The 23,367-nt window shown below is 73.5% G+C and carries 24 protein-coding genes; 16 read left to right on the top strand and 8 right to left on the bottom strand.

What is annotated here, in order from left to right; translation table 11 throughout:
• Positions 1-33: 33 nt before the first annotated feature.
• Both ACWGKI_RS11795 and ACWGKI_RS11790 read left to right on the top strand, forming a co-directional pair.
• Entirely contained in the window at positions 34-1,593 is a 1,560-nt protein-coding gene (locus ACWGKI_RS11795; RefSeq protein WP_452187155.1) for an aminopeptidase P family protein, read from the top strand.
• Between the two features lie 281 nt (positions 1,594-1,874).
• Positions 1,875-2,618 (top strand): hypothetical protein, encoded by a 744-nt coding sequence (locus ACWGKI_RS11790; protein ID WP_452187153.1) that lies wholly within the window; start codon positions 1,875-1,877, stop codon positions 2,616-2,618.
• 156 nt (positions 2,619-2,774) lie between these two features.
• Here the strand turns inward: ACWGKI_RS11790 and ACWGKI_RS11785 are convergent, their stop codons facing one another.
• Positions 2,775-3,572, bottom strand: coding sequence for a general stress protein (locus ACWGKI_RS11785; protein ID WP_452187151.1), 798 nt, complete (start codon positions 3,570-3,572; stop codon positions 2,775-2,777).
• 103 nt (positions 3,573-3,675) lie between these two features.
• On the opposite strand from ACWGKI_RS11785, the gene ACWGKI_RS11780 reads away from it, so the two are divergent.
• Positions 3,676-4,947 (top strand): magnesium transporter MgtE N-terminal domain-containing protein, encoded by a 1,272-nt coding sequence (locus ACWGKI_RS11780; protein ID WP_380244362.1) that lies wholly within the window; start codon positions 3,676-3,678, stop codon positions 4,945-4,947.
• Positions 4,940-5,446, top strand: a complete 507-nt coding sequence (locus ACWGKI_RS11775; protein ID WP_380244363.1) for a DUF1003 domain-containing protein — start codon at positions 4,940-4,942, stop codon at positions 5,444-5,446. Before ACWGKI_RS11780 ends, ACWGKI_RS11775 begins: the two co-directional genes overlap by 8 nt.
• Before the next feature lie 132 nt (positions 5,447-5,578).
• Here the strand turns inward: ACWGKI_RS11775 and ACWGKI_RS11770 are convergent, their stop codons facing one another.
• Complete coding sequence (locus ACWGKI_RS11770) at positions 5,579-6,931, bottom strand: MFS transporter (protein WP_380244364.1); 1,353 nt, start codon at positions 6,929-6,931, stop codon at positions 5,579-5,581.
• Between the two features lie 40 nt (positions 6,932-6,971).
• A complete protein-coding gene (locus tag ACWGKI_RS11765; RefSeq protein ID WP_380244365.1) occupies positions 6,972-8,060 on the bottom strand; it encodes a mandelate racemase/muconate lactonizing enzyme family protein in 1,089 nt (362 codons plus the stop codon).
• Between the two features lie 103 nt (positions 8,061-8,163).
• On the opposite strand from ACWGKI_RS11765, the gene ACWGKI_RS11760 reads away from it, so the two are divergent.
• The 7 genes from ACWGKI_RS11760 (at position 8,164) to ACWGKI_RS11730 (ending at position 15,271) form a co-directional block, all read left to right on the top strand.
• The gene (locus tag ACWGKI_RS11760; RefSeq protein ID WP_452187148.1) at positions 8,164-9,006 is read left to right on the top strand and encodes a fumarylacetoacetate hydrolase family protein; all 843 of its coding nucleotides are present in this window, start codon (positions 8,164-8,166) and stop codon (positions 9,004-9,006) included.
• 89 nt (positions 9,007-9,095) lie between these two features.
• A complete protein-coding gene (locus ACWGKI_RS11755; RefSeq protein ID WP_380244367.1) occupies positions 9,096-9,851 on the top strand; it encodes an SDR family NAD(P)-dependent oxidoreductase in 756 nt (251 codons plus the stop codon).
• A 111-nt stretch (positions 9,852-9,962) separates the two neighbouring features.
• Complete coding sequence (locus ACWGKI_RS11750; protein ID WP_452187146.1) at positions 9,963-10,697, top strand: GntR family transcriptional regulator; 735 nt, start codon at positions 9,963-9,965, stop codon at positions 10,695-10,697.
• Positions 10,698-10,744: 47 nt separating this feature from the next.
• The gene (locus ACWGKI_RS11745; RefSeq protein ID WP_452187144.1) at positions 10,745-11,323 is read left to right on the top strand and encodes an AAA family ATPase; all 579 of its coding nucleotides are present in this window, start codon (positions 10,745-10,747) and stop codon (positions 11,321-11,323) included.
• A 9-nt stretch (positions 11,324-11,332) separates the two neighbouring features.
• Entirely contained in the window at positions 11,333-12,487 is a 1,155-nt protein-coding gene (locus tag ACWGKI_RS11740) for a P-loop NTPase (RefSeq protein WP_380244370.1), read from the top strand.
• A gap of 68 nt (positions 12,488-12,555) precedes the next feature.
• Positions 12,556-13,797 (top strand): galactokinase, encoded by a 1,242-nt coding sequence (gene galK, locus ACWGKI_RS11735; RefSeq protein ID WP_452187142.1) that lies wholly within the window; start codon positions 12,556-12,558, stop codon positions 13,795-13,797.
• A 148-nt stretch (positions 13,798-13,945) separates the two neighbouring features.
• The gene (locus ACWGKI_RS11730) at positions 13,946-15,271 is read left to right on the top strand and encodes an alkaline phosphatase (protein ID WP_452187140.1); all 1,326 of its coding nucleotides are present in this window, start codon (positions 13,946-13,948) and stop codon (positions 15,269-15,271) included.
• Between the two features lie 97 nt (positions 15,272-15,368).
• Here the strand turns inward: ACWGKI_RS11730 and ACWGKI_RS11725 are convergent, their stop codons facing one another.
• The 3 genes from ACWGKI_RS11725 to ACWGKI_RS11715 form a co-directional block, all read right to left on the bottom strand.
• Positions 15,369-16,190, bottom strand: coding sequence for an exodeoxyribonuclease III (locus tag ACWGKI_RS11725; protein WP_452187138.1), 822 nt, complete (start codon positions 16,188-16,190; stop codon positions 15,369-15,371).
• Between the two features lie 75 nt (positions 16,191-16,265).
• Entirely contained in the window at positions 16,266-16,805 is a 540-nt protein-coding gene (locus ACWGKI_RS11720) for an ImmA/IrrE family metallo-endopeptidase (protein ID WP_452187136.1), read from the bottom strand.
• A gap of 3 nt (positions 16,806-16,808) precedes the next feature.
• Positions 16,809-17,198, bottom strand: coding sequence for a helix-turn-helix domain-containing protein (locus tag ACWGKI_RS11715; protein WP_380245084.1), 390 nt, complete (start codon positions 17,196-17,198; stop codon positions 16,809-16,811).
• Between the two features lie 91 nt (positions 17,199-17,289).
• Between ACWGKI_RS11715 and ACWGKI_RS11710 the strand changes: the two genes are divergently transcribed.
• The 3 genes from ACWGKI_RS11710 (at position 17,290) to ACWGKI_RS11700 (ending at position 18,856) form a co-directional block, all read left to right on the top strand.
• On the top strand, positions 17,290-17,547 hold the full coding sequence (locus ACWGKI_RS11710; RefSeq protein WP_380245085.1) for a helix-turn-helix domain-containing protein: 258 nt from the start codon (positions 17,290-17,292) through the stop codon (positions 17,545-17,547).
• Positions 17,548-17,640: 93 nt separating this feature from the next.
• Positions 17,641-18,579, top strand: a complete 939-nt coding sequence (locus ACWGKI_RS11705) for a hypothetical protein (protein ID WP_452187134.1) — start codon at positions 17,641-17,643, stop codon at positions 18,577-18,579.
• A 28-nt stretch (positions 18,580-18,607) separates the two neighbouring features.
• Positions 18,608-18,856, top strand: a complete 249-nt coding sequence (locus ACWGKI_RS11700) for a hypothetical protein (protein WP_380245087.1) — start codon at positions 18,608-18,610, stop codon at positions 18,854-18,856.
• 97 nt (positions 18,857-18,953) lie between these two features.
• On the opposite strand, the gene ACWGKI_RS11695 is transcribed toward ACWGKI_RS11700, so the two are convergent.
• Entirely contained in the window at positions 18,954-19,436 is a 483-nt protein-coding gene (locus ACWGKI_RS11695) for a VOC family protein (protein ID WP_452187132.1), read from the bottom strand.
• Positions 19,437-19,561: 125 nt separating this feature from the next.
• On the opposite strand from ACWGKI_RS11695, the gene wecB reads away from it, so the two are divergent.
• Entirely contained in the window at positions 19,562-20,941 is a 1,380-nt protein-coding gene (gene wecB / locus ACWGKI_RS11690) for a non-hydrolyzing UDP-N-acetylglucosamine 2-epimerase (RefSeq protein WP_452187130.1), read from the top strand.
• Complete coding sequence (locus tag ACWGKI_RS11685) at positions 20,938-22,353, top strand: glycosyltransferase family 2 protein (RefSeq protein WP_452187128.1); 1,416 nt, start codon at positions 20,938-20,940, stop codon at positions 22,351-22,353. The genes wecB and ACWGKI_RS11685 overlap by 4 nt, the downstream gene beginning before the upstream one ends.
• A 13-nt stretch (positions 22,354-22,366) precedes the next feature.
• Here the strand turns inward: ACWGKI_RS11685 and ACWGKI_RS11680 are convergent, their stop codons facing one another.
• The gene (locus ACWGKI_RS11680; protein WP_452187126.1) at positions 22,367-23,230 is read right to left on the bottom strand and encodes a polyphosphate kinase 2 family protein; all 864 of its coding nucleotides are present in this window, start codon (positions 23,228-23,230) and stop codon (positions 22,367-22,369) included.
• Positions 23,231-23,367 lie beyond the last annotated feature (137 nt).

The raw sequence follows: 23,367 nt of genomic DNA, 5'->3' as shown, positions 1-23,367 counted from the left end.
CGGGACGCCGACGACGGGTGGGACACTGGGACCATGACCGACACCACCCCCGTCGACGAGTCCGCGCCCGGCGCCACGCCCGGCACCGAGGACCGCGGAAGCAACCGATCCCAGCGCCCCGTCTCGGAGGCGTTCAAGTCGTTCATCACCTCGCAGTGGGGCGAACGCGCCGACCTCGCCGTCGAGCCCGCCGAGGCGGTGCCGTACACGGCCGAGCGCCGGGCGCGGCTGTCCGCCCTGTTCCCGGGCGCGCGCCTCGTGATCCCCGCCGGCCCGCTCAAGGTCCGCTCCAACGACACCGACTACCGGTTCCGGCCGCACTCGGCGTTCGCGCACCTCACCGGCCTCGGCACCGACCAGGAGCCCGACGCCGTGCTCGTGCTGCACCCGGTCGCCGACGCCGAGGGCGACCCTGACGGCAGCGGCAACGGCAGCCACCACCACGCCGTGCTGTACGTGCGGCCGCTGGCCGCACGCGACACCGAGGAGTTCTACGCGGACTCGCGGTACGGCGAGTTCTGGGTCGGTGCCCGGCCGTCGCTCGACGACGTCACCACCCTCACCGGGGTCGAGGCCCGCCACGTCGACGAGCTGCGCGACGCGCTCGCCAAGGACGTGGGCGCGGACGGCGTGCGGCTGCTCGTCGTGACAGGCTCCGACGAGGCGGTGGAGACGCTCGTCGAGGCCATCCGCGAGGAGGCCGGCGTCGAGGCGCAGTCCGAGGACGAGTCCCTGGTCGAGGCCACCTCCGAGCTGCGTCTCGTCAAGGACGCGCTCGAGCTGGAGCACCTGCGCGAGGCCGTGGCCCGCACGATCGAGGGCTTCGAGCAGGTCGTGCCGGCCCTGGAGAAGGCCGTGGCGCACCGCCGCGGCGAGCGAGTCATCGAGACGACCTTCGACGCGCACGCCCGCCTCGAGGGCAACGCCGTGGGGTACGAGACGATCGCCGCCGCCGGTGAGCACGCCACCACGCTGCACTGGATCACCAACGACGGTGTGGTCCGCCGGGGCGAGCTCGTGCTGCTGGACGCCGGCGTGGAGGTCGACTCGCTCTACACCGCGGACATCACCCGCACGCTGCCCGTGGACGGCGAGTTCACCGAGGTGCAGCGCCGCATCTACACCGCCGTGCTCGACGCCGCGGACGCCGCGTTCGCCGTCGCGAAGCCCGGGACGAAGTTCCGCGACATCCACGCCGCCGCGATGGAGGTCATCGCCGCCCGTCTGGAGGAGTGGGGCCTGCTGCCGGACGGCGTGACCGCGGAGGTGTCGCTCTCCACCGAGGGCCAGCAGCACCGCCGCTGGATGGTGCACGGCACCAGCCACCACCTCGGGCTCGACGTGCACGACTGCGCCCAGGCGCGCCGCGAGCTGTACCTGGACGGCGTGCTCGAGCCCGGCATGGTGTTCACCATCGAGCCCGGCCTGTACTTCAAGGCCGACGACCTCGCCGTGCCCGAGGAGTACCGCGGCATCGGCGTGCGCATCGAGGACGACGTCCTCGTCACCACTGACGGCAACGAGAACCTCTCCGCGGCGCTCCCCCGTCGTCCCGAGGACGTCGAGGCCTGGATGGCGCGGCTGCGCGGCTGAGAGCACCACATCCGTTCGGCAACGGGTGGATCTGTTCGGTACGTCTGCGTGCCGAACGGATCCACCCGTTGCCGAACGGACTTCCGCTCCGTCGGCCTCGTCCACAGGCGGACCTGAGGACGTCGCCCGGTCCGGCACGCTCGTCGGCATGGTTCCCGACGACCCGGTCATCCTCGCCGGCGAGCTCCCGCGGTACGTGCTCGACCAGGCCCGGCAGGCCGGCACGACGGCGCGCCGGAGCGGTCGCGCAGGCCGCGCACCGTCAGCTCGCCGCCGACCACGTGTTCAGCCACGAGACTGCCGCCCTGCTGCACGGCCTCCGTCTGTGGCGCCCGCCGACCGCCACCCACGTGCTGCAGCCCTATCGCCGTTCGGGCCGCGCCGCAGGCGACCTGAGACGCCACCGCCTGCGCCTGCCGCCGGAGCACCGCGGACTCCTCGACGGACTGCCCGTCACCACCCTGGCCCGCACCGTGGCGGACTGTGCGCGGACCATGCATCCGCTGGAAGGCCTCGTCATCGCGGACCATGCCGTGGCGCGCGGCCTCGACCTGGCCGCGTGCCGTGCCGCGCTCGGCGTCACGGCACAACGTCACGGCACGCGCCGCGCTGCGTGGGTCCTCGACCACGCCGAGAAGGGCGTCGACTCGGCGTGGGAGACCTGGCTCCGGTACGTCGCACTGCGCTCCGGCCTGCCCCGGCCGGTCACGCAGGCACCGGTCGTCACGGCGCGCGGCACCTTCCACTGCGACCTGGGGTGCCCGGAGTGGGGCGTGTACGCGGAGTTCGACGGGCTGGCCAAGTACCGCGACGGAGGTGTGCGGCCCGGGCACGACGCCGCACAGGAGCTGCTGCGCGAGAAGGCGCGGTTCGACGCCATCCGCGCCACGGACGTCAACCCGGTGCGGGTGACAGCGGTCGGGAACGCCCGTCTCGGCGAGGTGCTCGCCATGCTGGCCGGGCGGTTCCCGGACCACGTGCGCCGGGCGATGCGGACGCACCCGCTGCTGCCTCCGCCGCCCTGAGAGCATCCAGCACGGATCCGTTCGGCAGCCCGTGGATCTGTTCGGCACGTCGTCCTGCCGAACCGATGCAGCTGGTGCCGAACGGAACAGGGCCGGGGTATCAGGGCCGGGGTATCAGGGCCGGGATATCAGGGCCGGGATATCAGGGCTGAGGTATCAGGGCTGGGGCGGACGGTACGGGTCGTCGTGCTCCGACGTCGGGGGCTGCGCGTCGCCTTGCTGTGCAGCGTCCGGCTGTGCGGCCTCCGGCTGCGCGGCGTCCGGCTGTGCGGCGTCGGGCTGCGGTGCCTGCGGCTGAGCGGTGGGCTGCGGGTCGGTGGGGCGCATGGCGCCGTACCGCGGTGCGCCGCTGGGCGTGGTCCAGCGCGGGTCGGGGGTGCGCGGCGCAGCGGGCGTGGTGACGACGGGAGCCGCGACGGTCGGCGTCGCGGCGGGGGCGCCAGCCGCCGCGCCTCGGCGCGCCTTGCCCAGCCCGCCCGGGGACTGCAGCAGCATGGCGCGGGCGTCGCCGGCGTGCTCGGCGCCGCAGAGGATGGCGTACGTGGACGCGACGATCTGCGACGACGACGTGAAGTCACGACGCCCGCCGGTCAGCGCGTAGGACAGCACGGAGAACAGCAGCCCGAAGCCGGCACCGAGGCCGATGGCGACGAGCAGCACTCCCCCCGCCGTCGCGCCGCCGAACAGGCTGAGCAGCAGCCCGACGAAGAAGCCGAACCAGGCCCCCGACAGCGCTCCCGCGAGCGCCACCCGGCCGTACGTGAGCCGCCCGGTGACCCGCTCGACCATGCGCAGGTCGGTGCCGACGATGGTCACGTGCTCGACGGCGAACTTGTGGTCCGACAGGTAGTCGACGGCCTGCTGGGCCTCGAGGTACGTGTCGTACGCGGCGACCTCGTCCCCGGCCGGCGGGGTCGGGACGCGGGGCACGGCGTTCGGGCGGCTGAAGCTCATTCGCCCAGTCTGGCCCAGTCGGGGCCCTGGCACCACCACACCACGCGCCTCCGACCAGCCTCCTACCAGGACCGACGGTGCCCCTCCGCGTAGGCTGACCGACGTGAGCGCGGCAAGCAGGGTCTTTGTGGCACGCCTCGCCGGCACCCAGGTCTTCGACCCGATCGGTGACGAGGTGGGGCGCGTGCGTGACGCGGTCGTCCTGATCCGCGCCAAGGGCGCCCCGCGCGCCGTCGGTCTGGTCGTCGAGGTCGCGGGGCGCCGGCGCGTCTTCCTCCCGTTGACGCGGGTGACGGCGATCGACGCGGGGCAGGTGCTCTCCACGGGCCTGCTCAACATGCGGCGCTTCGAGCAGCGGGCGATGGAGTCGCTCGTGCTGGGCGAGCTGCTGGACCGCACGGTGCGGTTCACGGACGGCTCGGGCGAGGCGACGGTCGAGGACCTGTCGATCACGCGCCAGCGGACGGGCGACTGGCTGGTGGACCAGCTCTTCGTGCGTCGCCGCCAGGCGTCCAAGGGGCTGTCGCTGCGCCGGCGGGGCGAGACGCTGGTGGTGCCGGTGGACGCCGTCACCGGGCTCGCGGGCTCGACGCAGGAGCAGGGCGCCACCAAGCTCCTGGAGGCGTACGAGGACCTCCGCCCTGCCGATCTGGCCGACGTGCTGCACGAGCTCGGTGACACGCGGCGGCTGGAGGTCGCGAGCGCCCTCGACGACGAGCGCCTGGCCGACGTCCTCGAGGAGCTGCCGGAGGACGACCAGGTCTCGATCGTGTCGCGCCTGGACTCAGGGCGCGCCGCCGACGTGCTCGAGGCGATGCAGCCGGACGACGCGGCCGACCTGCTGAACGAGCTGCCCGACGAGCAGGCCACCCGCCTCCTGGAGCTGATGGAGCCGGAGGAGGCGAAGGACGTGCGCCGCCTGCTGTCCTACGACGAGGACACGGCGGGCGGCCTCATGACCACGGAGCCGGTGATCCTCGGTCCGGAGACGTCCATCGCCACCGCCCTGGCGCAGATCCGCAAGCAGGACCTCCCGCCGGCGCTGGCGTCGATGGTGTTCGTGGCGCGGCCGCCGCTGGAGACGCCGACGGGCCGGTTCCTCGGCGTGGCGCACTTCCAGCGCCTGCTGCGGGAGCCGCCGCACGCGTCGGTGGGGTCGGTGCTCGACACGGACACCGAGTGGCTGACCCCGGACGCCCCCGTGGGCCGCGTGACCCGCCTGCTGGCGGCGTACGACCTCCTCGCGCTGCCCGTGCTCGACTCCGAGAAACGGCTGCTGGGCGCGGTGTCGGTGGACGACGTGCTGGACCACATCCTCCCCGACGACTGGCGCGAGCACATCGACGAGAACCTGGAGGAGGTGCCGCGTGGCTGACCGTCTCGACCAGCCGAAGGAGGCCCGGCGCACCCTCATCCCGCGGCCGCAGATGGACCAGGACGCGGTGGGCCGGGCCACCGAGGGGATCGCCCGCTTCCTGGGCACGCCGCGGTTCCTCATCTATCTCACCGTGTTCTGCGCGGTGTGGCTGGCGTGGAACTCGTGGGGGCCCGAGGGGCTGCGGTTCGACAGCGCGTCGAACGGTTTCACCGCGCTGACGCTCATGCTCTCGTTGCAGGCGAGCTACGCCGCACCGCTGATCCTGCTGGCGCAGAACCGGCAGGACGACCGGGACCGGGTCACGGCGGAGCAGGACCGGCAGCGTGCGGAGCGCAACCTCGCCGACACGGAGTACCTGGCACGCGAGATGGCGGCCCTCCGCATCGCGCTGGGCGAGGTCGCGACGCGCGACTTCGTGCGGTCGGAGATCCGCAACCTGCTCGAGGAGCTGGACGAGAAGGAGTCGGAGCGCCGCCGCGACGTCCCGTCGTCCTGACCGGAGCACCGTGACACGTCGCGCGGGGTCCGAGCGGCGACGGACCGCGTCACCGCTCGGACCGCGTCACCGCTCGAACCCCGACGTCCTGGGCCCGACGACCTGGGCCCGGCGTCCTGGGCCCGGCTCGGGCTAGCCGCGGAACGAGCCGGTGGAGTCCTCGAGCTCCGCGACGGTCGTCGAGCGCAGGTCCCGGCCCCGCGTCTCGCCGCCGACGGTGAGCGCGACGATGCCGACGAGGCAGGCCGCGACGATGAAGACCGCCACCAGCCAGGACCCTCCGCCGGCTGCCGCGACGAGGGCGATCGCGACGACGGGCGTCGTCCCTGCCGTGAGCGCACCGGCGACCTCCCGCGAGAACGCGAGGCCCGTGAGCCGACCGACGCCGGTGAACAGCTCGGCGAAGTAGGCCGCCTGCGGGCCGAACATGGCCCCGATCCCCAGGCCGAGGCTGAGCACCACGGCGACGGTGATCGGCAGCGGCGCCTGGCCGCCGTCGATCAGCCAGAAGTAGGGGAACGCGAACAGGGCGGAGAAGACCATGCCGCTGAGGATCACGGGACGTCGGCCGACGCGGTCGGACAGGAGACCGAAGAGCGGCAGCGTCACCATGGTCACCGCGGTACCGATGGTCGTGGCGAGCGGCCCGATGGAGTCCGAGAGCGCGAGCGTGCCCGCGAGGTAGGCCGTGAGGAAGGCCAGGTTGATCGACGAGACGACGTTCTGCGGCGTCTGCGTGAGCACGAGGAGCAGCATGCCCTTCTTCTCGTGCCGGAAGACCTTCTTCACGGGGGCCTTCTCCTGCGCGGGCGCCTCCTCCTGCATCTCGACGAAGGCGGGGCTCTCGACGAGCCGGAGCCGGATGACGAGCGCGACCGCCACGACGACGAGGCTCAGCCAGAACGGGATGCGCCATCCCCAGGCGAGGAAGTCGTCCTCCGGGAGCTGCGTGACCAGGGCGAACACGCCGGAGGCGAGGAGCAGGCCCAGGTAGACGCCCGACGACGGCCACGCCCCGTGCAGGCCGCGGCGTCGAGGATCGGCGTTCTCGACCGAGAACACCGCGGCGCTGCCGAACTCCGCGCCGGCGCCCAGACCCTGGACGAGCCGCAGCACCACGAGGATCACGGGGGCCCAGATCCCGATGGCGTCGTACGAGGGGACGAAGCCCATGAGGAAGGTCGCGCCGCCCATGATGAGCAGCGTGACCACCAGGACGTGCTTGCGGCCGAAGAGGTCGCCCATGCGCCCGAACACCAGGCCGCCCAGCGGGCGGATGAAGTAGCCCAGGGCGAACGTGGTGAAGGCGGCCAGCGTCGCGACCGTGGGGTTGCTGCTCTCGAAGATGATCTTGTTGAACACGAGTGCGGCAGCGGTGCCGTACAGGTAGAAGTCGTACCACTCCAGGGCCGACCCGACGAGGGAGGCGGCCGCCACGCCGAGCGGCGTGTTCTGCTTGGCCTCCTGGTGAACTGCTGAAGACATCGTCGTCCTTTCGCTGTTGCTTCTTGGTCGGTGCCGCCGGTCAGGCGACGCGGCGGTCGTCCATCGCGTCCCGGTCCCAGTCGATCCCGAGGCCCGGGACGTCGGGGGCGACGGCGCGGCCCCCGACGATCTCGATCTCGCCGTGGGTGATCGCCCGCAGCTGCGGGATGTGCTCCACGTAGCGGCCGTTGGGCACGGCGGCCACGAGGCTCACGTGCAGCTCCATGAGGAAGTGGGGGCAGACCTCGACGTCGTACGCCTCGGCAAGGTGGGCCACCTTGAGCCACGGGGTGATGCCCCCGATGCGGGCGACGTCCGGCTGCACCACGGACGCGGCGCCGCGGTGCAGGTAGTCGCGGAACTGGCCGACCGAGTACAGGGACTCCCCCACGGCGACCGGGATCGACGTCCCCGCCGCGAGCCGCACGTGCCCGCTGACGTCGTCGGCGGGCATCGGCTCCTCGATCCAGCCGAGGTCGAGGGACGAGAACGCTGCCGCACGCCGTACCGCCTCGGCGGCGGTGAACCCTTGGTTCGCGTCGGTCATGATGTCGAACCCTGGCCCGACGGCCTCCCGCACGGCGCGGAGCCTCGCGACGTCCTCGCTCACGTCCGGCTTGCCGATCTTGATCTTCGTCCCGCCCCAGCCGGCCTCCTTGGCGGCGACGGCGCCGGCGACGAGCTCGTCCTGGGTGAGGTGCAGCCAACCGCGCTCGGTGTCGTAGAGCGGCACGGTCCGCTGCGCGCCGCCGGCGAGGCGCCACAGCGGCTGACCGGCGCTCAGGCACCGCAGGTCCCACAGCGCGGTGTCGACAGCGGCCAGCGCCAGGCTGGTGATCGCCCCGACCGTGGTCGCGCGGGTCGCGTTGCGCAGGCGGAGCCAGAGGGCCTCGACATCTCGCGGGTCCTCCCCGACCAGCAGCGGGAGAAGGCTCGTGCGCAGCAGGGCGACCACCGACGGCCCACCCGTGCCGATCGTGTACGAGTACCCGGTGCCGGACAGCCCGTCGTCGGTCTCCAGGTCGACGACGATCGTCTCCTGCTTGACGAAGCTCTGGACGGCATCCGTCCGTTCTGTCTCGACCTCGACGTCGATGAGCGCGGCCGTGGCGCTGGTGATTCGGGGCATCTTTGGACCTCTCTCCGTGAGCGACGAATCGTATGCTATATGATTTTCACGCGCTACCGACCTGGGTCGCGCGACCACCGGACACGGCAGAGAGGCACGTCTGATGAAGTTCGCCAGGCTCGGACCAGCAGGGGCGGAGATCCCCGTCCTCCAGACCGACGGGGCCAGCTACGACCTCCGACCGCTGACCGCGGACGTCGACGGCCGGTTCCTCGCCTCGGACGGCCCGCGGTCCGCCGCCGCGCTGCTCGCCGCCGGCCACCTCCAGGAGCTCGACACCACCGGGCTGCGCCGTGGCGCACCGATCGCGCGACCGGGGACGGTCATGTGCATCGGCATGAACTACGCCGCGCACGCCGCCGAGTCAGGGGCGGAGCCGCCGCAGGAACCCGTCCTGTTCTACAAGCCGTCGAACACGGTCGTCGGACCCGACGACCCCGTGACCATCCCCCGCGGCAGCGAGAAGACCGACTGGGAGGTCGAGCTCGGCGTCGTCATCGGCTCCACCGCGTCGTACCTGTCCTCGCCCGACGAGAGCATGGCGCACGTCGCCGGCTTCGTCGTCGCCAACGACCTCTCCGAACGGGACTGGCAGCTCGGGCGCCCCGGCGGCCAGTGGGGCAAGGGCAAGAGCGCGGCCGGCTTCACGCCCGTCGGACCGACGCTCGTGACGCCGGACGAGGTGGACCACCGCGACCTCCGCCTCCGGAGCTGGGTCAACGGGGAGCCGCGTCAGGACTCGTCGACCGCCGACCTGATCTTCGGCGTCGAGGTCCTCGTGCACCACCTGAGCCAGTACCTGGTCCTCGAGCCGGGCGACCTCCTGCTGACGGGCACCCCGGAGGGCGTCGCGCTGTCCGGCCGGTTCCCGTACCTCCGCGCGGGCGACCGCTGCGAGCTCGAGATCGAGGGCCTCGGCAGGCAGCACCAGTCGTTCGTCGCCTGACGCTCCGCGCACCCCTCCCGGCACCTCGCCCCCCTCGAAGCCACCCCCACGCACCCACCCCTCGGACCCACCCTTCAAAGGAGACCGCCATGGCTGACCCGACAGAGTTCTCCGGCCTCGTCGCCGTCGTGACCGGAGGCGCCTCAGGGATCGGCGCCGCCGTCGTCACCAGGCTCCGCGACGGCGGAGCGCGCGTCGCCGTCCTCGACCGTGCGCCCGCCGCCGACTCCCCCGACCTGGCCGTGCCGGTCGACGTCACGGACGCGGCCGCCGTCGCGAGTGGCATCGCGACCGTCGTGGGACACCACGGCGCGATCGACATCGTCGTCAACAGCGCCGGGATCGGGGCTCGCGGCACGGTCGCCGACAACGACGACGCGACCTGGCAGACGGTGCTCGACGTCAACGTGATCGGCCTCGCCCGGGTCTGCCGAGAGGCGCTGCCGCACCTGCGGGTCTCGCCCTCGCCGGCGATCGTGAACGTCGCCTCCATCGCCGCCACCGCGGGCCTCCCCGACCGCGCGCTCTACAGCGCGTCCAAGGGCGCCGTGCTCTCCCTCACCCGGGCGATGGCCGCCGACCACCTCCAGGACGGCATCCGCGTCAACGCCGTCTCCCCCGGCACGGCGGACACGCCGTGGGTCGCCCGCCTGCTCGACGCCGCCGACGACCCGGCCGCCGAGCGAGCCGCGCTCGACGCGCGACAGCCCCACGGCCGGCTGGTCACCGCGGCCGAGGTCGCCGACGCCGTCGCCTACCTGGCGAGCCCGCGGTCCGGGTCCACGACCGGCACCGCGATCGCCGTCGACGGCGGCATGCAGGACCTGCGGACACGACGACCCTGACCCGGGCCGCCGGCGCGGCGCCACCCCGCCGCTGCGCCGGGCGGCTCCGCCGGGCCGCCCCACCTGTCGGCTCCGCCGATCACGAGGGGGGCGCCCGGCTATTGTGAGAGCGTGACACCCGTCTGGCCTGCGGCGCAGCCCTCTCCCCCGCTGTCGCGACGGATGGTCTCCGGCGACGTCTACGCCTTCCTCACCGCGGCCATCCTGCGCAACGAGATCCCGCCGGCCAGCAGGATCAACATCAACTCCGTGGCGAACGCGCTCGGCGTCTCCGCGACGCCGGTGCGGGAAGCTCTCGCGCGGCTCGAGTCGGACGGTCTCGTCGAGCAGGTCCATCTGAAGGGCTACCGGACCACCGGCCTGCTGCGACGCCGGGAGATCGAGGAGCTCTGGCAGTTCAGGATGCTGTTCGAACCGTACGGCGCCGCCCGTGCGGCCACCGTCGGGACCGACGCCGAGCTCGCGACCCTGCGCGACGAGCAGCGCGAGTTCCCCGCGGCGCCCGAGGGCTCGGGCTTCGACGCCTACCGGGAGTTCAGCGCCCACGACTCCCGGCTGCACGACACGATCCTGCGCATCAGCGGGAACGAGGTCATCACGAAGACGTTCGAGCGCATGCACTGCCACCTGCACGCCTTCCGCCTGGCCTACGACAGCTCCGCGGGCTCCGCGACGGTCGACGAGCACGCGACGATCGTCGACCGGATCGTCGACCGCGACCCGGCGGGCGCGTCCGAGGCGATGCTCGACCACCTCGCCCGCTCCCGCGACCGGCTGCTGCAGTTCGTCGGCGACGACGACGGCCCGCCACACGGCCCGCCACACGGCTCGCCACACCGGGCCTAGGCCCAGGGAGCACCACGCACGACGAGACGACGCCCGCAGGAGGACGCGTGGCACGACAGGTGGTGCTGGTCAACGGGCTGCCCGGTTCCGGCAAGACGACGCTCGCGGGCCCGCTCGCGATGCTGCTGGACGCGCCCTGCCTGGGCAAGGACACCGCCAAGGAGGCGCTGGCCGACGCCGTCGACCCGCGCCTGCACGCGGACCTCGGCGTCGCGGCCGCGGAAGTGGTCTGGCGGTTGGCCGCGGCACCCGTGCCGCGCGTCGTCGTGGAGTCCTGGTGGTTCCGGCCGCGGGACCTGGACCACGCGCTGCGCGGCCTGGCGACCGCGGGCGCGGACGCCGTCGTCGAGGTCTGGTGCGACGTGCCGCCCGAGGTGGCGCGCTCCCGGTACGAGGCCCGGGCGGCGTCCCGGAGCCCGGCTCGCCACCCCGTGCACGCGGACGACCGCGACCTGGCTGCGCAGTGGACGGCCTGGTCCGCCCACGGCGCCCCGCTCGCGCTCGGACCGGTGGTGCGGCAGGACACCCAGGGCCGCGTGGACGTCGGCCTGCTCGCCCGCCGCGTGGCCGCCGCCTTCGGGCGTCGTGACCCACGCCGCACCGGCGCCCCCGCCCGCCGGACCTAGGATCGAGGCATGACCACCGGCACCCCCGACGGCCCCGCACCGCTGAGCGATCGCATCCGTACCGCGCTGGCGTCGGTGGTCGACCCGGAGATCCGCCGACCCATCACCGACCTCGGCATGGTCCGCTCGGTCGACGTGCACGACGAGGGCCGCGTCACGGTCGGCGTCGACCTCACCGTGGCCGGCTGCCCGATGAAGTCCACCCTCGTGCGCGACGTCACCGCCGCCGTCGAAGCGCTCGACGGCGTGACCGGCGTGGACGTGCAGCTCGGCGTCATGACGCCCGAGCAGCGGCAGTCGTTGCGCTCGCAGCTGCGCGGCGGCGCCGGCGACCCGGTGATCCCGTTCGCGCAGCCCGGCTCGCTGACGAAGGTGTACGCGATCGCGTCCGGCAAGGGCGGCGTGGGCAAGTCGAGCGTGACGGCGAACCTCGCGGCGGCGCTCGCCGCCGACGGGCTCAACGTGGGTGTGGTCGACGCCGACATCTACGGGTTCTCGATCCCCCGCATGCTGGGCGTGGACCGGCAGCCCACGCGGGTGGACTCCATGCTGCTCCCGCCGATCGCCCACGGCGTGAAGGTCGTGTCGATCGGGATGTTCGTGCCGGCGGGCCAGGCGGTCGTCTGGCGCGGGCCCATGCTGCACCGCGCCCTGGAGCAGTTCCTCGCGGACGTGTACTGGGGCGACCTCGACGTGCTGCTGCTGGACCTGCCGCCCGGCACCGGCGACATCGCGATCTCGGTGGCGCAGCTGCTGCCGGGCAGCGAGATCGTCGTGGTCACGACCCCGCAGGCCGCCGCCGCCGAGGTGGCGGAGCGCGCCGGGTCGATCGCCACGCAGACGTCGCAGGGCGTGGTGGGCGTCGTGGAGAACATGTCGTGGCTGGAGCAGCCGGACGGCTCCCGGCTGGAGGTCTTCGGCTCCGGCGGTGGGCAGCGGGTCGCGGACCGGCTGGGCTCGACGCTCGGCACCGAGGTGCCGCTGCTGGGGCAGGTGCCGCTCGACGTCGCGGTCCGCGCCGCGGGTGACGACGGCACCCCCGTGGTCCTCTCCGACCCGGGGTCCGCCGGGGCCGCCGTGCTGCGCGACGTGGCTCGGACGCTGGCCGGCCGCTCCCGCGGGCTCGCCGGGATGCGGCTGAACCTCAGCCCCGTGCAGGGCTGACGCGCGGTACCCTCGCCCGGGCGCCACGCCGGTGCCCGCCTGCCGTCCCGCGAAGGAGCTGTCCCGCCATGAGCACGCCCGAGTGGCTCGAGTCCTGGTCCGACGAGGACGGCGCGCAGCGCGTGCGCGCCCTGTTCGCGCAGGTCTTCGGCGAGGACGGCGGTGAGCCCGACGGCGTCTGGGCCGCGCCTGGCCGGGTCAACCTCATCGGCGAGCACACGGACTACAACGGCGGCCTGGCGCTGCCGACCGCGCTCCCCCACCGGACGTACGTCGCGCTGCGGCACCGCGACGACGACACGGTGCGCCTCGGTTCGGCGCAGGCTCCGGGCACGCTCTGGACGGCGTCCCTGGCCGACGTCGCCCCGGGCACCGTGACGGGCTGGGGCGCATACGTCGCCGGCGTCGCGTGGGCGCTGGGCGAGGCAGGTCACCCGGTCCGCGGCTTCGACGCGGTCGTCGACTCGTGCGTGCCGTTCGGCGCGGGCCTGTCCTCCTCGGCGGCGCTCGAGTGCGCGGTCGCCGTCGCGCTCGACGAGACCGCCGGGCTCGGGCTCGCCGCCGACGACGCCGGCCGCGCCACCCTCGTCACCGCCTGCGTGCGGGCGGAGAACGAGATCGCCGGCGCACCGACGGGCGGCATGGACCAGGCCGCCTCGCTGCGCTGCACCGCCGAGCACGCCCTGCTCGTGGACTCGCGGCCCGGGCTGTCCGCGCTGGAGTCCGGCACGCCGGTGCCGTTCGACCTCGGCCCGGCGGACCTCACGATGCTCGTCGTCGACACCCGCGCGGAGCACGCCCTCGTCGACGGCCAGTACGCCGAGCGTCGCGCCACGTGCGAGCGTGCCGCGGCCCTGCTCGGGGTGAAGACCCTGCGCGACGTGGACCCGGACCTTCTCGAGGAGACGCTCGCTGCGCTCGCCCCGCACGACGCCGACGGCGTGCTGCGCCGGCGCGTGCGCCACGTGGTCACGGAGATCGCCCGCACGGCACGCTTCCGCGACCTCGTCACGGACGGGCGCGTGGCCGAGGTCGGGCCGCTGATGGTCGCCTCCCACGTCTCCCTCCGGGACGACTACGAGGTCTCGGCCCGCGAGCTCGACCTGGTCGTCGACGCCGCGCTCGACGCGGGCGCGCTCGGCGCCCGCATGACGGGCGGCGGCTTCGGCGGCTCGGCGATCGCGCTGGTGCGGGCCGCGGAGGTCGACGCCGTCGTCGCGGCGGTGCAGGGCGCGTTCGACGCTGCCGGTCTGCGCGCGCCGGGCTTCCTGCTCGCGCCGCCGTCCGCCGCGGCGGGCCGGGTCGCCTGACCGGCGGCGCACGCCCCGCTCCTCCTCGCGCGACCTCGGCGTCGTCCCGGGCTGCCAGCACAGCGGGCCCCTGCCTACGGTGGGTGTTCCCGCCGGCGCCGGAACCCCGGCACCACCGCCGACGGGCCCGATCGTTCGAGGAGGAGCGATGTCAGCACGCACCACGGCGCGCCGGGCAGGCGCGGCGGCGTTCGCCGGCCTGGTCGCGGCAGGGACGGTGGTCGGCGCGACGGCCACCGGCGGCGACCGCGACGGCAACGACCATCGGAACGCGAGCACGTCGACGAGCACGTCGAGCAGGCACGACCATCACCACGGCTGGCACAAGGATCGCGCCCGCAACGTCATCGTGCTCCAGGGCGACGGCATGGGGCTCGCCGCGCGCGAGCTGATCCGGCTCACCACGGAGGGCAAGGACGGCCGTCTCGCCATGGACTCCCTCGCCGAGGCGGGGTGGACCACGACCGACTCCGCCGACCCTGACGACGCCGTGACCGACTCCGCCGCGGCCGCGACGGCGTTCGCCACGGGCGTGCGCACCTACAACGGTGCGGTCGGCGTCGACGCGGACGGCACGCCCGTTCCGACCCTGCTGGAGGACGCGCGGGCCGCGGGCAAGGCCACCGGCCTGGTGTCGACGGCGCAGATCACCGACGCGAGCCCGGCGGCGTTCGGCGCGCATGTCACCGACCGGTACGACCAGAGCGAGATCGCGCGGCAGTACCTCGAGAGCTCCCGGCCCGACGTGCTGCTGGGCGGCGGCGAGGACTGGTGGCGTCCCGCGGGCGACCCGGGCGCGTGGCCCGACAACCCTGCCGAGGACCCGGACGAGCAGAGCAAGGGCACCGAGGGAGACCTCGTGGCGCGCGCCCAGCAGCTCGGCTACACGTACGTGTCCGACGCCGAGGGCCTCGCGGACGCCCACGGCCGACGCCTCCTCGGCCTGTTCGCCAACGAGGAGATGTTCCAGCAGGCGAACGAGGGCGAGGGCGACATCTACTCCCCCGAGGTGCCGCTGGTGGACATGACCGCGAAGGCGCTGGACGTGCTCTCGCGCGACCGGGACGGGTTCTTCCTCTTCGTCGAGGAGGAGGCGATCGACGAGTTCGCGCACCAGGGCAACGCCACGCGCACCATCCAGGCGGGACGCTCCCTGGACGAGACGGTCGCGCTCGCCCTCGAGTTCCAGAAGAAGCACCGGGACACGCTGGTGCTCGTCGTCGGCGACCACGCCACGGGCGGGCTCGCGATCGAGAACGTGGACCCGGACGACGAGTCCGGCAGCGGTTCGACCGCGGAGGACGGGCCGTTCCCGATCCCGGGCTCGGACCTGGAGCTCACCGTCGACTGGACCACGGGCGGGCACACCGGCGAGGCCACCCCGATCACCGCGCAGGGCCCCGGGGCGCAGCGGCTGTCCGGACCGCAGCGCAACACGGACGTGCACGACGCGGTGCAGCGCGCCATGCGCTGACGCGCTGTGAGCGGACGCGTGGCCCCTTCCCCGGCCGGGGCAGGGGCCACGCGTCCGCTCACAGCACCGGCGCTACCACCGGGGCCCACCACCGGGGCTACAGGTCGTAGGTGGCGATCACGGGGGCGTGGTCGCTCCAGCGCTCCTCGTAGGTCGGCGCACGGTCGACCTCGACCTTGACGGCCCGGGCCGCGAGCGCGGGAGAGGCCAGCTGGTAGTCGATCCGCCAGCCGCGGTCGTTGGCGTAGGACTGCCCGCGCCACGACCACCAGGTGTAGGGGCCGGGCCCCTCGCCGCCGTGCACCCGGCCCAGGTCGGCCCACCCGAGCTCGTCGAGCCAGCGGTCGACGTACGCCCGCTCCTCCGGCAGGAACCCCGCGTTCTTGAGGTTGCCCTTCCAGTTCGCGATGTCGACGTTGCGGTGGGCGACGTTCAGGTCGCCCGCCACGACCGCCGGGTGGTCGCCGACCGCGAGCTCCCCGAGGCGCGCGGTGACCTTGTCGAGATGGGCGTACTTGGCCGTCATCGTGTGCTCCTGGCCGGGGCCGTTGGAGCCGGAGTGCAGGTAGGCGGAGACGGCGGTCAGCAGGCCGCCGCCGGGCAGCTCGACGTCGGCCTCGACCCAGCGCCCGGTGTCGACGGGCGGCTCGGGCTCGCCGGCCGGGCCGTGGGCGGCGAGGCCGGCACGGACCGCGTGCAGCGGCAGCCGGGAGGCGACAGCGACGCCGGCACGTCCCTTGATCTCGCTGGGCAGGTGCGCGACGTGCCAGCCGGCGAGGAGCTCGTGCACCAGCTCGTCCGGCGCGCGGACCTCCTGCAGCAGCAGGACGTCCGGGTCGCGGGTGGCCAGCCAGGTGTCCATGCGGCGGCGGAACGCGGCACGGATGCCGTTGACGTTGGCGGTGGCGACGGTGATCAAGGGGGTTCGCTCCGGGAGTAGGTGGCGCGGCTGCTCGGCGTCCGAGGCTACCTGGCGTCGCCGCTCGGACCGGCATCACGACGTCGGCGTCGGAGCGGCCCGGCCGGCGGTGCGCGGGCCGCGGGTCGTCAGCGGGGGCCGAGGGCCCGCCCGCCGGGCCCCCGGCCGGGCGACGGGGCGCTCCCGCAGGTGCCGCACGTGGTCCCCGTAGACGCGCGCGTCCTTGATGGCGGGGAGGCGGCGCACGAGTCCCTGCCACGCGGCGACCACCTCGGCCGTGACGCCCAGCTCTGCGGCGATCGCACCCGCGTGGGCGCCGGTGGCGCGTTCCGCGGCGGCGTACGCCCGCGGGTCGATGAGCAGGCAGGCCGCGTACTCGTTCGCCTGGCGCTCGTCGTGCGGGTCCCCGTGTAGGAGCCCGACCGGCGGGTGGCCGTACCAGGCGTGCCCGAGCTCGTGCGCGAGCGTCGAGCGTTGCTGCGCCTCGCTCATCCAGGCGTTGAGGAGGATCACGCCCTCGTCGAGGAGGAGGAGGCCGCGCACGTGCTCACCCAGCCCGCGGTCCCACGCGACGTACAGGTCCCGCTCGGCGGCGAGGTCCAGCAGCGCCCGCACGGCTCAGCCTCCCGCCTGGCCCTGCTCGTCGAAGATCGAGGTGTCGTCGTGGTGCGCGACCGCGCGCAGCCCCCGGACCTCGTCCTCCGGCCGGATCGACGCGACGCGCGCGTCCGGCCTGGGAGGCGCGGACGCCGCGAGCGCGGCGGCCTCCTCGGCGCGGCGCACGAGGTCCGCGAGCCCGATGCCGACCTCTCGGGCGATCCGCCACACGTCCGCGACCGTCGCCGACGCGACGCCGCTGGACCGCTCGATCCGACCCAGCGTCGACACGGAGATGCCGACCCGCGACGCCAGCTCGGCGCGGGTGAGCCCCCGCCGGGCCCGCCATGCCCGCACCTCGCTGCCCAGCGCATACAGGAAGTCGGCCTCCGAGTACTCCGTGTCACCCATGCGACACAACGTAGCCGCTGCGCCACGATTACACCAGATCTGGCACGACGAGCGGTTGACGCGGTCACATATGACCCCTAGCGTTCCAGTCATGACACCGACGACGTCGCTGAACACCGAGGCACTGGCGATCGGGCATGCGGTCAAGGCGGCGATCTCGCACGCGGGCCTCTCCCAGGTGGAGATCGCCGACGACGCCGGCATCGCGCTCACCAGCCTGTCCCGGCGCCTGAACGGGCACATCCCGTTCACGTTCCCCGAGCTCGTCCGTGTCTGCCGGGTGCTCGACCTCAACGTCGGGGACCTGGCGGAACGAGCGGAACGCATCGCGGCCGAGCTCTCCTCCTGACGACGCGGACGGCCCCGGCCTGGCCGCCCTGCGCCCGCACGACCCCACCCCCAGCGCACAGGTCTTCCCCATCGGCACGACGAAGGAACCCGTATGGAACGACACACCCAGATCCGCGCTGCGGTCGCCGGGACGCTCACACTCGCGATGATCGGCGTCGGGACCACCGCGGTCGCGGCAGAGGACCCGACCGACAAGGTCGCCGACCTCATCGACAAGGTCGCACCCCACCAGGGTGAGGTGGTCGACGTCGAGGCACACGGCGCGGCTGTCCGGGCCAGGACAGACATGGTGACGACGACCGTCCCGCTCGACCCCGACGCGCCGGTCTCCCTGACGAGCCACGACGCCGCGACGCCCTCCCTCGAGGTGAACCTCCCCGACGACCTCTCGCTCGACACAGGGACGGTGGCGGACGACGGCACCGTCGTCTACCACGCGCCCGGCCGCGAGACGAGCGCCGCCGTGCAGAACCTCGACGACGGCTCGGTGCGCCTGCAGACGATCACCGCCGACCCTGACGGGCAGCGCAGGTTCACCTACACGTTCGGCGACGACGTCATGCTGTCCCAGGCCGGCGACGGCACGGTCGAGCTGCTCGCCCCGCGCGAGGAGGGCGGTGCGATCGTGCTGGGCGTGGTCGACCGCCCGTGGGCCGCCGACGCCGCCGGCCGGCCGGTCGACACCGAGTACCGGGTGGTCGGCGACGCCCTCGTCCAGACGATCCACCCCGACGCCGCCACCGTGTACCCCGTGGTGGCCGATCCCCGGGTGGACCCCGGGTTCGCCACCCTCACGGTCCGGTTCACGAAGAAGGAGACCCGCAAGCTGCGGGACGGGGCCACCGCGGGCCTCCTGGCGGCCTGGCTGCCGTTCCCCTTCGGCGCAATGGTCGCGACCGCCTCGTACCTCGTCCAGCGGCAGGCGAGGTCTGCGGCCTCGCAGCGCAAGTGCGTGAAGATCGTCATCTACGGCTATCCACCCGTGGCGACCTGGTGGCCCCACACCTACTCCGGCGGCTACTGCAGGTGACACCGGGGCAGCGGACGGGAGGTATCGCGTGATTCTGGCAGCCCTCGGCGGGGTGCTCTCCGCTGTGCTGACGGCCTGCGCCCGGACGGCTCGTCGCTGGTGGTGGTACGTGCTGTCGGCGGCGGTGACGATCCCCCTGCTGCTGATCGTCAGCTCCCGCGGGTCGGACGCCGCCGTCGGTGTGTTCCTGGCGCTCATCGTCGCCGGCGCGTGGGTACCGGAGACGGTCGTCGCCCGGGCCCGTCGGCGCGCCGGCAGGTCGGAGCCTACGGACTAGCGTGCCGCGGCCGCCTCGTGGGCGGCCGGGGTGGCGGCCAGCGGTGCACGCCCCCACCGGGTGTGGGGGCGTGCACCGCGCGCCGGTCGCCGACCGGTCACTCGCCGCGCGAAGCGGCCTCGAGCGCGGCGACGTCGATCTTGCCCATCTTCAGCATCGCGTTCATGACGCGCAGGTGGGCCTCGGTCGTGTAGTCGCCACTGAGCTCCTCGAGGCGCTTCGGGATCACCTGCCAGGACACGCCGAAACGGTCCTTGCACCATCCGCACGGCCCCGGCTCGCCGCCGTCGGAGGTGAGGATCTCCCAGTACCGGTCCACCTCTTCCTGCCCGTCGACCTGCAGGTAGATGCTGAACGCCTCGTTCAGGCGGAACTCCGGCCCCGCGTTCAGCCCGGTCACAGGTAGACCGGCTACGGTGAACTCGACGATGAACGGTTCGCCGGCCTCCGCCCCGGGCACCCCCTCGGGCGACGTGAGCACAGACTCCACCGACGATCCCGGGATGTGCTCGGCGTAGAAGCTCGCCGCCTCGTGCGCGCGGTTGTTGCCGAACCACAGGTGCGTGCGTGCGGTCACCATGGCCGCCCTCCTTCCGACGAGCACCGTCCCTCACGGCCGGTGCGAGCACCCTTCCGACCGACAGACGAACCGGAACTCATCGGTGTCGGTGCACCCACCGGCCGCACGTCGACGAAGGTAGAGAGATGCCGCTTCCCGTCAGCCCCGAAGTCCTGGTCGTGCTGGGCACCCGCCCGGAGGCCATCAAGCTGTTCCCCCTGATCCGCCGCCTGCAGGAGCACCCCCGGCTGCGCCCCGTCGTCGTCACGACGGGCCAGCACAAGGAGCTGGTCGACTACGTGCTCCAGACCACGGGGTGCGACGTCGCCGCCGACCTCGGGGTGGGCCGGCCGGGCCTGACGCTCAACCAGCTCTCGTCGTCCGTCATCGCCGGCCTGGACGAGTTCGTCGCCGGCCGCTACGGGCCGCCGCCCGAGCACATCAGCGGCCGCGTCCGCGAGGACCGCTACCCCGCCGCCTGCATCGTGCACGGCGACACCTCCAGCGCGGCAGCGGCGGCCGTGGCGGCGTTCCACCTGCGCATCCCGGTGGGCCACGTCGAGGCGGGCCTGCGTACCGGCACCACGCTGTCGCCGTTCCCCGAGGAGCTCAACCGCCAGCTCGTGGGGCGCATCGCGTCGTTCCACGCGGCGCCGACGCGCAACAACGTGCAGAACCTGGTGCGCGAGGGCGTCGACATCGGGCGGACCTACGTCACCGGCAACACGGGCATCGACGCGCTGCAGTGGGCCGCGGCCCGCGAGGTGGCCTACGGGCGCCCGGAGCTCGAGTGGCTCGAGCACGACACGACGACGCGCGTGGTCACCGTCACCGCCCACCGGCGCGAGAACTGGGGCGAGGGCATCACGGACGTCGCCCGAGCGGTGCACCGCCTGGCCGACGCCCACCCCGACGTGCGGTTCGTCGTCCCCGTGCACCCCAACCCCCGCGTCGCGCGAGCCATGCACGCCGAGCTCGACGACGTCCCGGAGGTGACCCTCACCGCCCCGATGGAGTACCTGACGTTCGCCCGGCTGCTGGCCCGCTCGACCCTCGTCCTCACCGACTCCGGCGGGATCCAGGAGGAGGCGCCGGCGCTGCAGGTGCCCGTGCTGGTGGCCCGCACCACCACGGAGCGCAGCGAGGGCGTCGAGGCCGGGACCCTCGAGCTCGTGGGCACCGACCCCGACACCATCGTCGCCGCCGCGACCCGCGTGCTGAGCGACCCGGCAGCCCACGCGGCGTTCTCCCGCCAGCCCAACCCCTACGGCGACGGGCACGCCGCCGAGCGCATCGTGGCCGCGCTGGAGCACCTCGTGTTCAACACGCCCGTGCCCCAGACCTCCGGTCCCGGCTTCGTGCGGGCCCAGGTCCTGGAGTGGGCGGGGTTCGCCCGCACCGACGCCCTCGACGGGCCCGCGTTCGTGCGCGAGCCCGCCCCCGTCGACCACGTGGCCCAGGACCTCGAGGACGTGGTGATCGCGCCGAAGTCCACCGTCGACCCGTACGACGCGGTGGGCGAGTGAGCGTCGTCGCGACCGCCACGACGGCGGCGGCCACCGCCCCCTGGTGGGACCCCTACCGCGGGATGCCTCCGGGCGTGCAGCTCCTCATGTGGTTCCTGCTCGCGGTCACCCTCGTCACGGTCGTCGTCCTCGTCTGGCTGGTGGTGCGCGCCTGGTTCGAGCGGCGGCGGCAGCGCCGTGCCGTCGAGCAGGCGCACGAGGACGAGTACCTGTGGGTGTTCGTGGTGCCCGCGCTGAACGAAGAGGTGACGATCGCCGACAGCGTGAGTCGGCTCGTCGCCGTCGAGGCCACCCACAAGGCGATCGTCGTCGTCGACGACGGGTCCGACGACGGCACGCCGGAGGTGCTCGCCCGGCTGCGGGCCCAGGTGCCCGAGCTGCAGGTGCTGCGCCGCGAGCTCCCGAACGCCCGGGTGGGCAAGTCGGCGGGCCTCGACGACGCGTGGGAGTTCGTGCACGCGGAGGTGCTCGCCGGACGGTACGCCGGCTGGCCGACGACCAAGGTGGTCGTCGGGGTCGTGGACGCCGACGGACGCATCCCGCCGGACGCCCCGCGCGCGCTGGCGGGTGCGTTCACCGACGAGCGGGTGGGCGGCGTGCAGGCGCTCGTGCGCATCTACAACCGCCGGCACTACCTGACCTGGGGTCAGGACGTCGAGTTCGGCGTGATGGCGTACGTGTACCAGCTCGGGCGCTCGGCGTGGGGCACGGCCAACATGGGCGGCAACGGGCAGTACGTGCGGCTCGCCGCCCTGGACGACGTCGTCGTGACCGAGAAGCTGCCGCCGGGCGTCGAGCGCGGCCCGTGGCGGGACCGGCTCACCGAGGACCAGGACATCGGCGTCCGCCTGATCCGCGCCGGCTGGCGCGGACGGCAGACGGTGCTGACCAGCGTGGAGCAGCAGGGCGTGACCCGGCTGCGCCGCCTGTTCAAGCAGCGCGTGCGCTGGGCGCAGGGCAACTGGCAGGCCTTCTCCCTCCTGCGTGGTGCGTTCCGGGCGCCGGTGTCGCTCGGCGCCCGGCTGGACCACGTCGCCTACCTGCTCATGCCCCTGCTGCAGCTGCTCATGGGTCTCGGCCTCGTGCTGTCCCTCGCGTTCTGGCTGTTCGGGGACGTGCCGTTCGTCTCCGGCTGGTGGCCGTCGCTGGTGTTCTTCGCGACGCTGACGCTGGTGCCGAGCTTCCTCACGCTGCTCATGACCACCGAGCCCGGCAGGCACCCGTTCCTGCGTGCCGTGTTCGGGCTGGTCCCGTACATGCTCTACACGTGGCTGCTGTGGCCCGTGGTCGTGGTGGCGCTGGTCCGCGAGCTGCTCGGCCACCGCGGGTGGACCAAGACGGACCGGGAACCGCTCGACGCGAACCTGCCCGGCGAGGCCGTCGACGACGCGGGGCAGGTGCCCGCGAGCTGACCCAGGGGTCGCGTCAGGACGCGGCGAGACGCGCCTTCTCGACCTCGACGTCGAAGGTCGCGGCGGGCCACTGCGGGTCGATGTCCTCCAGCGCGTCCAGCAGCAGGGCCTGCACCGCGAGCCGCGCGTACCACTTCGCGTTCGCCGGCACGACGAACCAGGGGGCGTGGTCGGTGGACGTGCGCTCGAAGACGGTCTGGAAGGCCTCCATGTACCGGGGCCACAGCAGGCGCTCGTCGACGTCACCCGGGTTGTACTTCCAGTGCTTGTCGGGGCGCTCGAGGCGCTTGCCGAGCCGTTCCTTCTGCTCCTCGGGCGAGATGTGCAGCATCACCTTGACGATCCGCGTGCCTCGCGCGACGAGCTCCGCCTCGAACGCGTTGATCGCGCCGTAGCGGCGCTCGATCTCCTCGGGCGAGGCGAGCTCGCGCACCTTCCCGATGAGCACGTCCTCGTAGTGCGAGCGGTCGAAGACGCCGATGTACCCCGCCTCCGGGACCTCGCGCTCGACGCGCCACAGGAAGTCGTGCGCCAGCTCCTGCGGCGTCGGCTTCTTGAACGCCACCAGGTGAACGCCCTGAGGGTCCGTCGCGCCGATGACGTGCCGCACGATCCCGCCCTTGCCTGCCGAGTCCATGGCCTGCAGCACCAGCAGCACGGCCGGCGCGGACGGGTCCTCACGGCTCTGGGCGTACAGGCGCTCCTGCAGCTCGTCGAGCTCCTCCTCACCGGCGAGGAGGTCGGCCGCGCCGTCCTTCTTCTTGCCCTGGTACCCGGGCTTCGCGTCGGGGTCGACGTCCGCGAGGCGGAAGCCCTCCCCGACCCGCAGCAGCTCGCCCGGCTCGCCCGACCACCCACGCTGGCTCTTCGCGATCATGCAGAAATGATGCCCCCAGACAGGAAGCGCGTCGCGGGAGACGCGGGACCTGGCCCGCGGCTGACCCCAGCGGACGCAACGAGCGTGCTGACGTGCTCCTCAAACCCGAGGTTTGAGGAGCAAGTCAGCACGCTCGT

This window comes from Isoptericola sp. NPDC055881 (genome assembly GCF_053615895.1).
The sequence above is the reverse complement of the archived record's forward strand: the minus strand, read 5'-3'. Positions and strand labels throughout refer to the sequence as shown.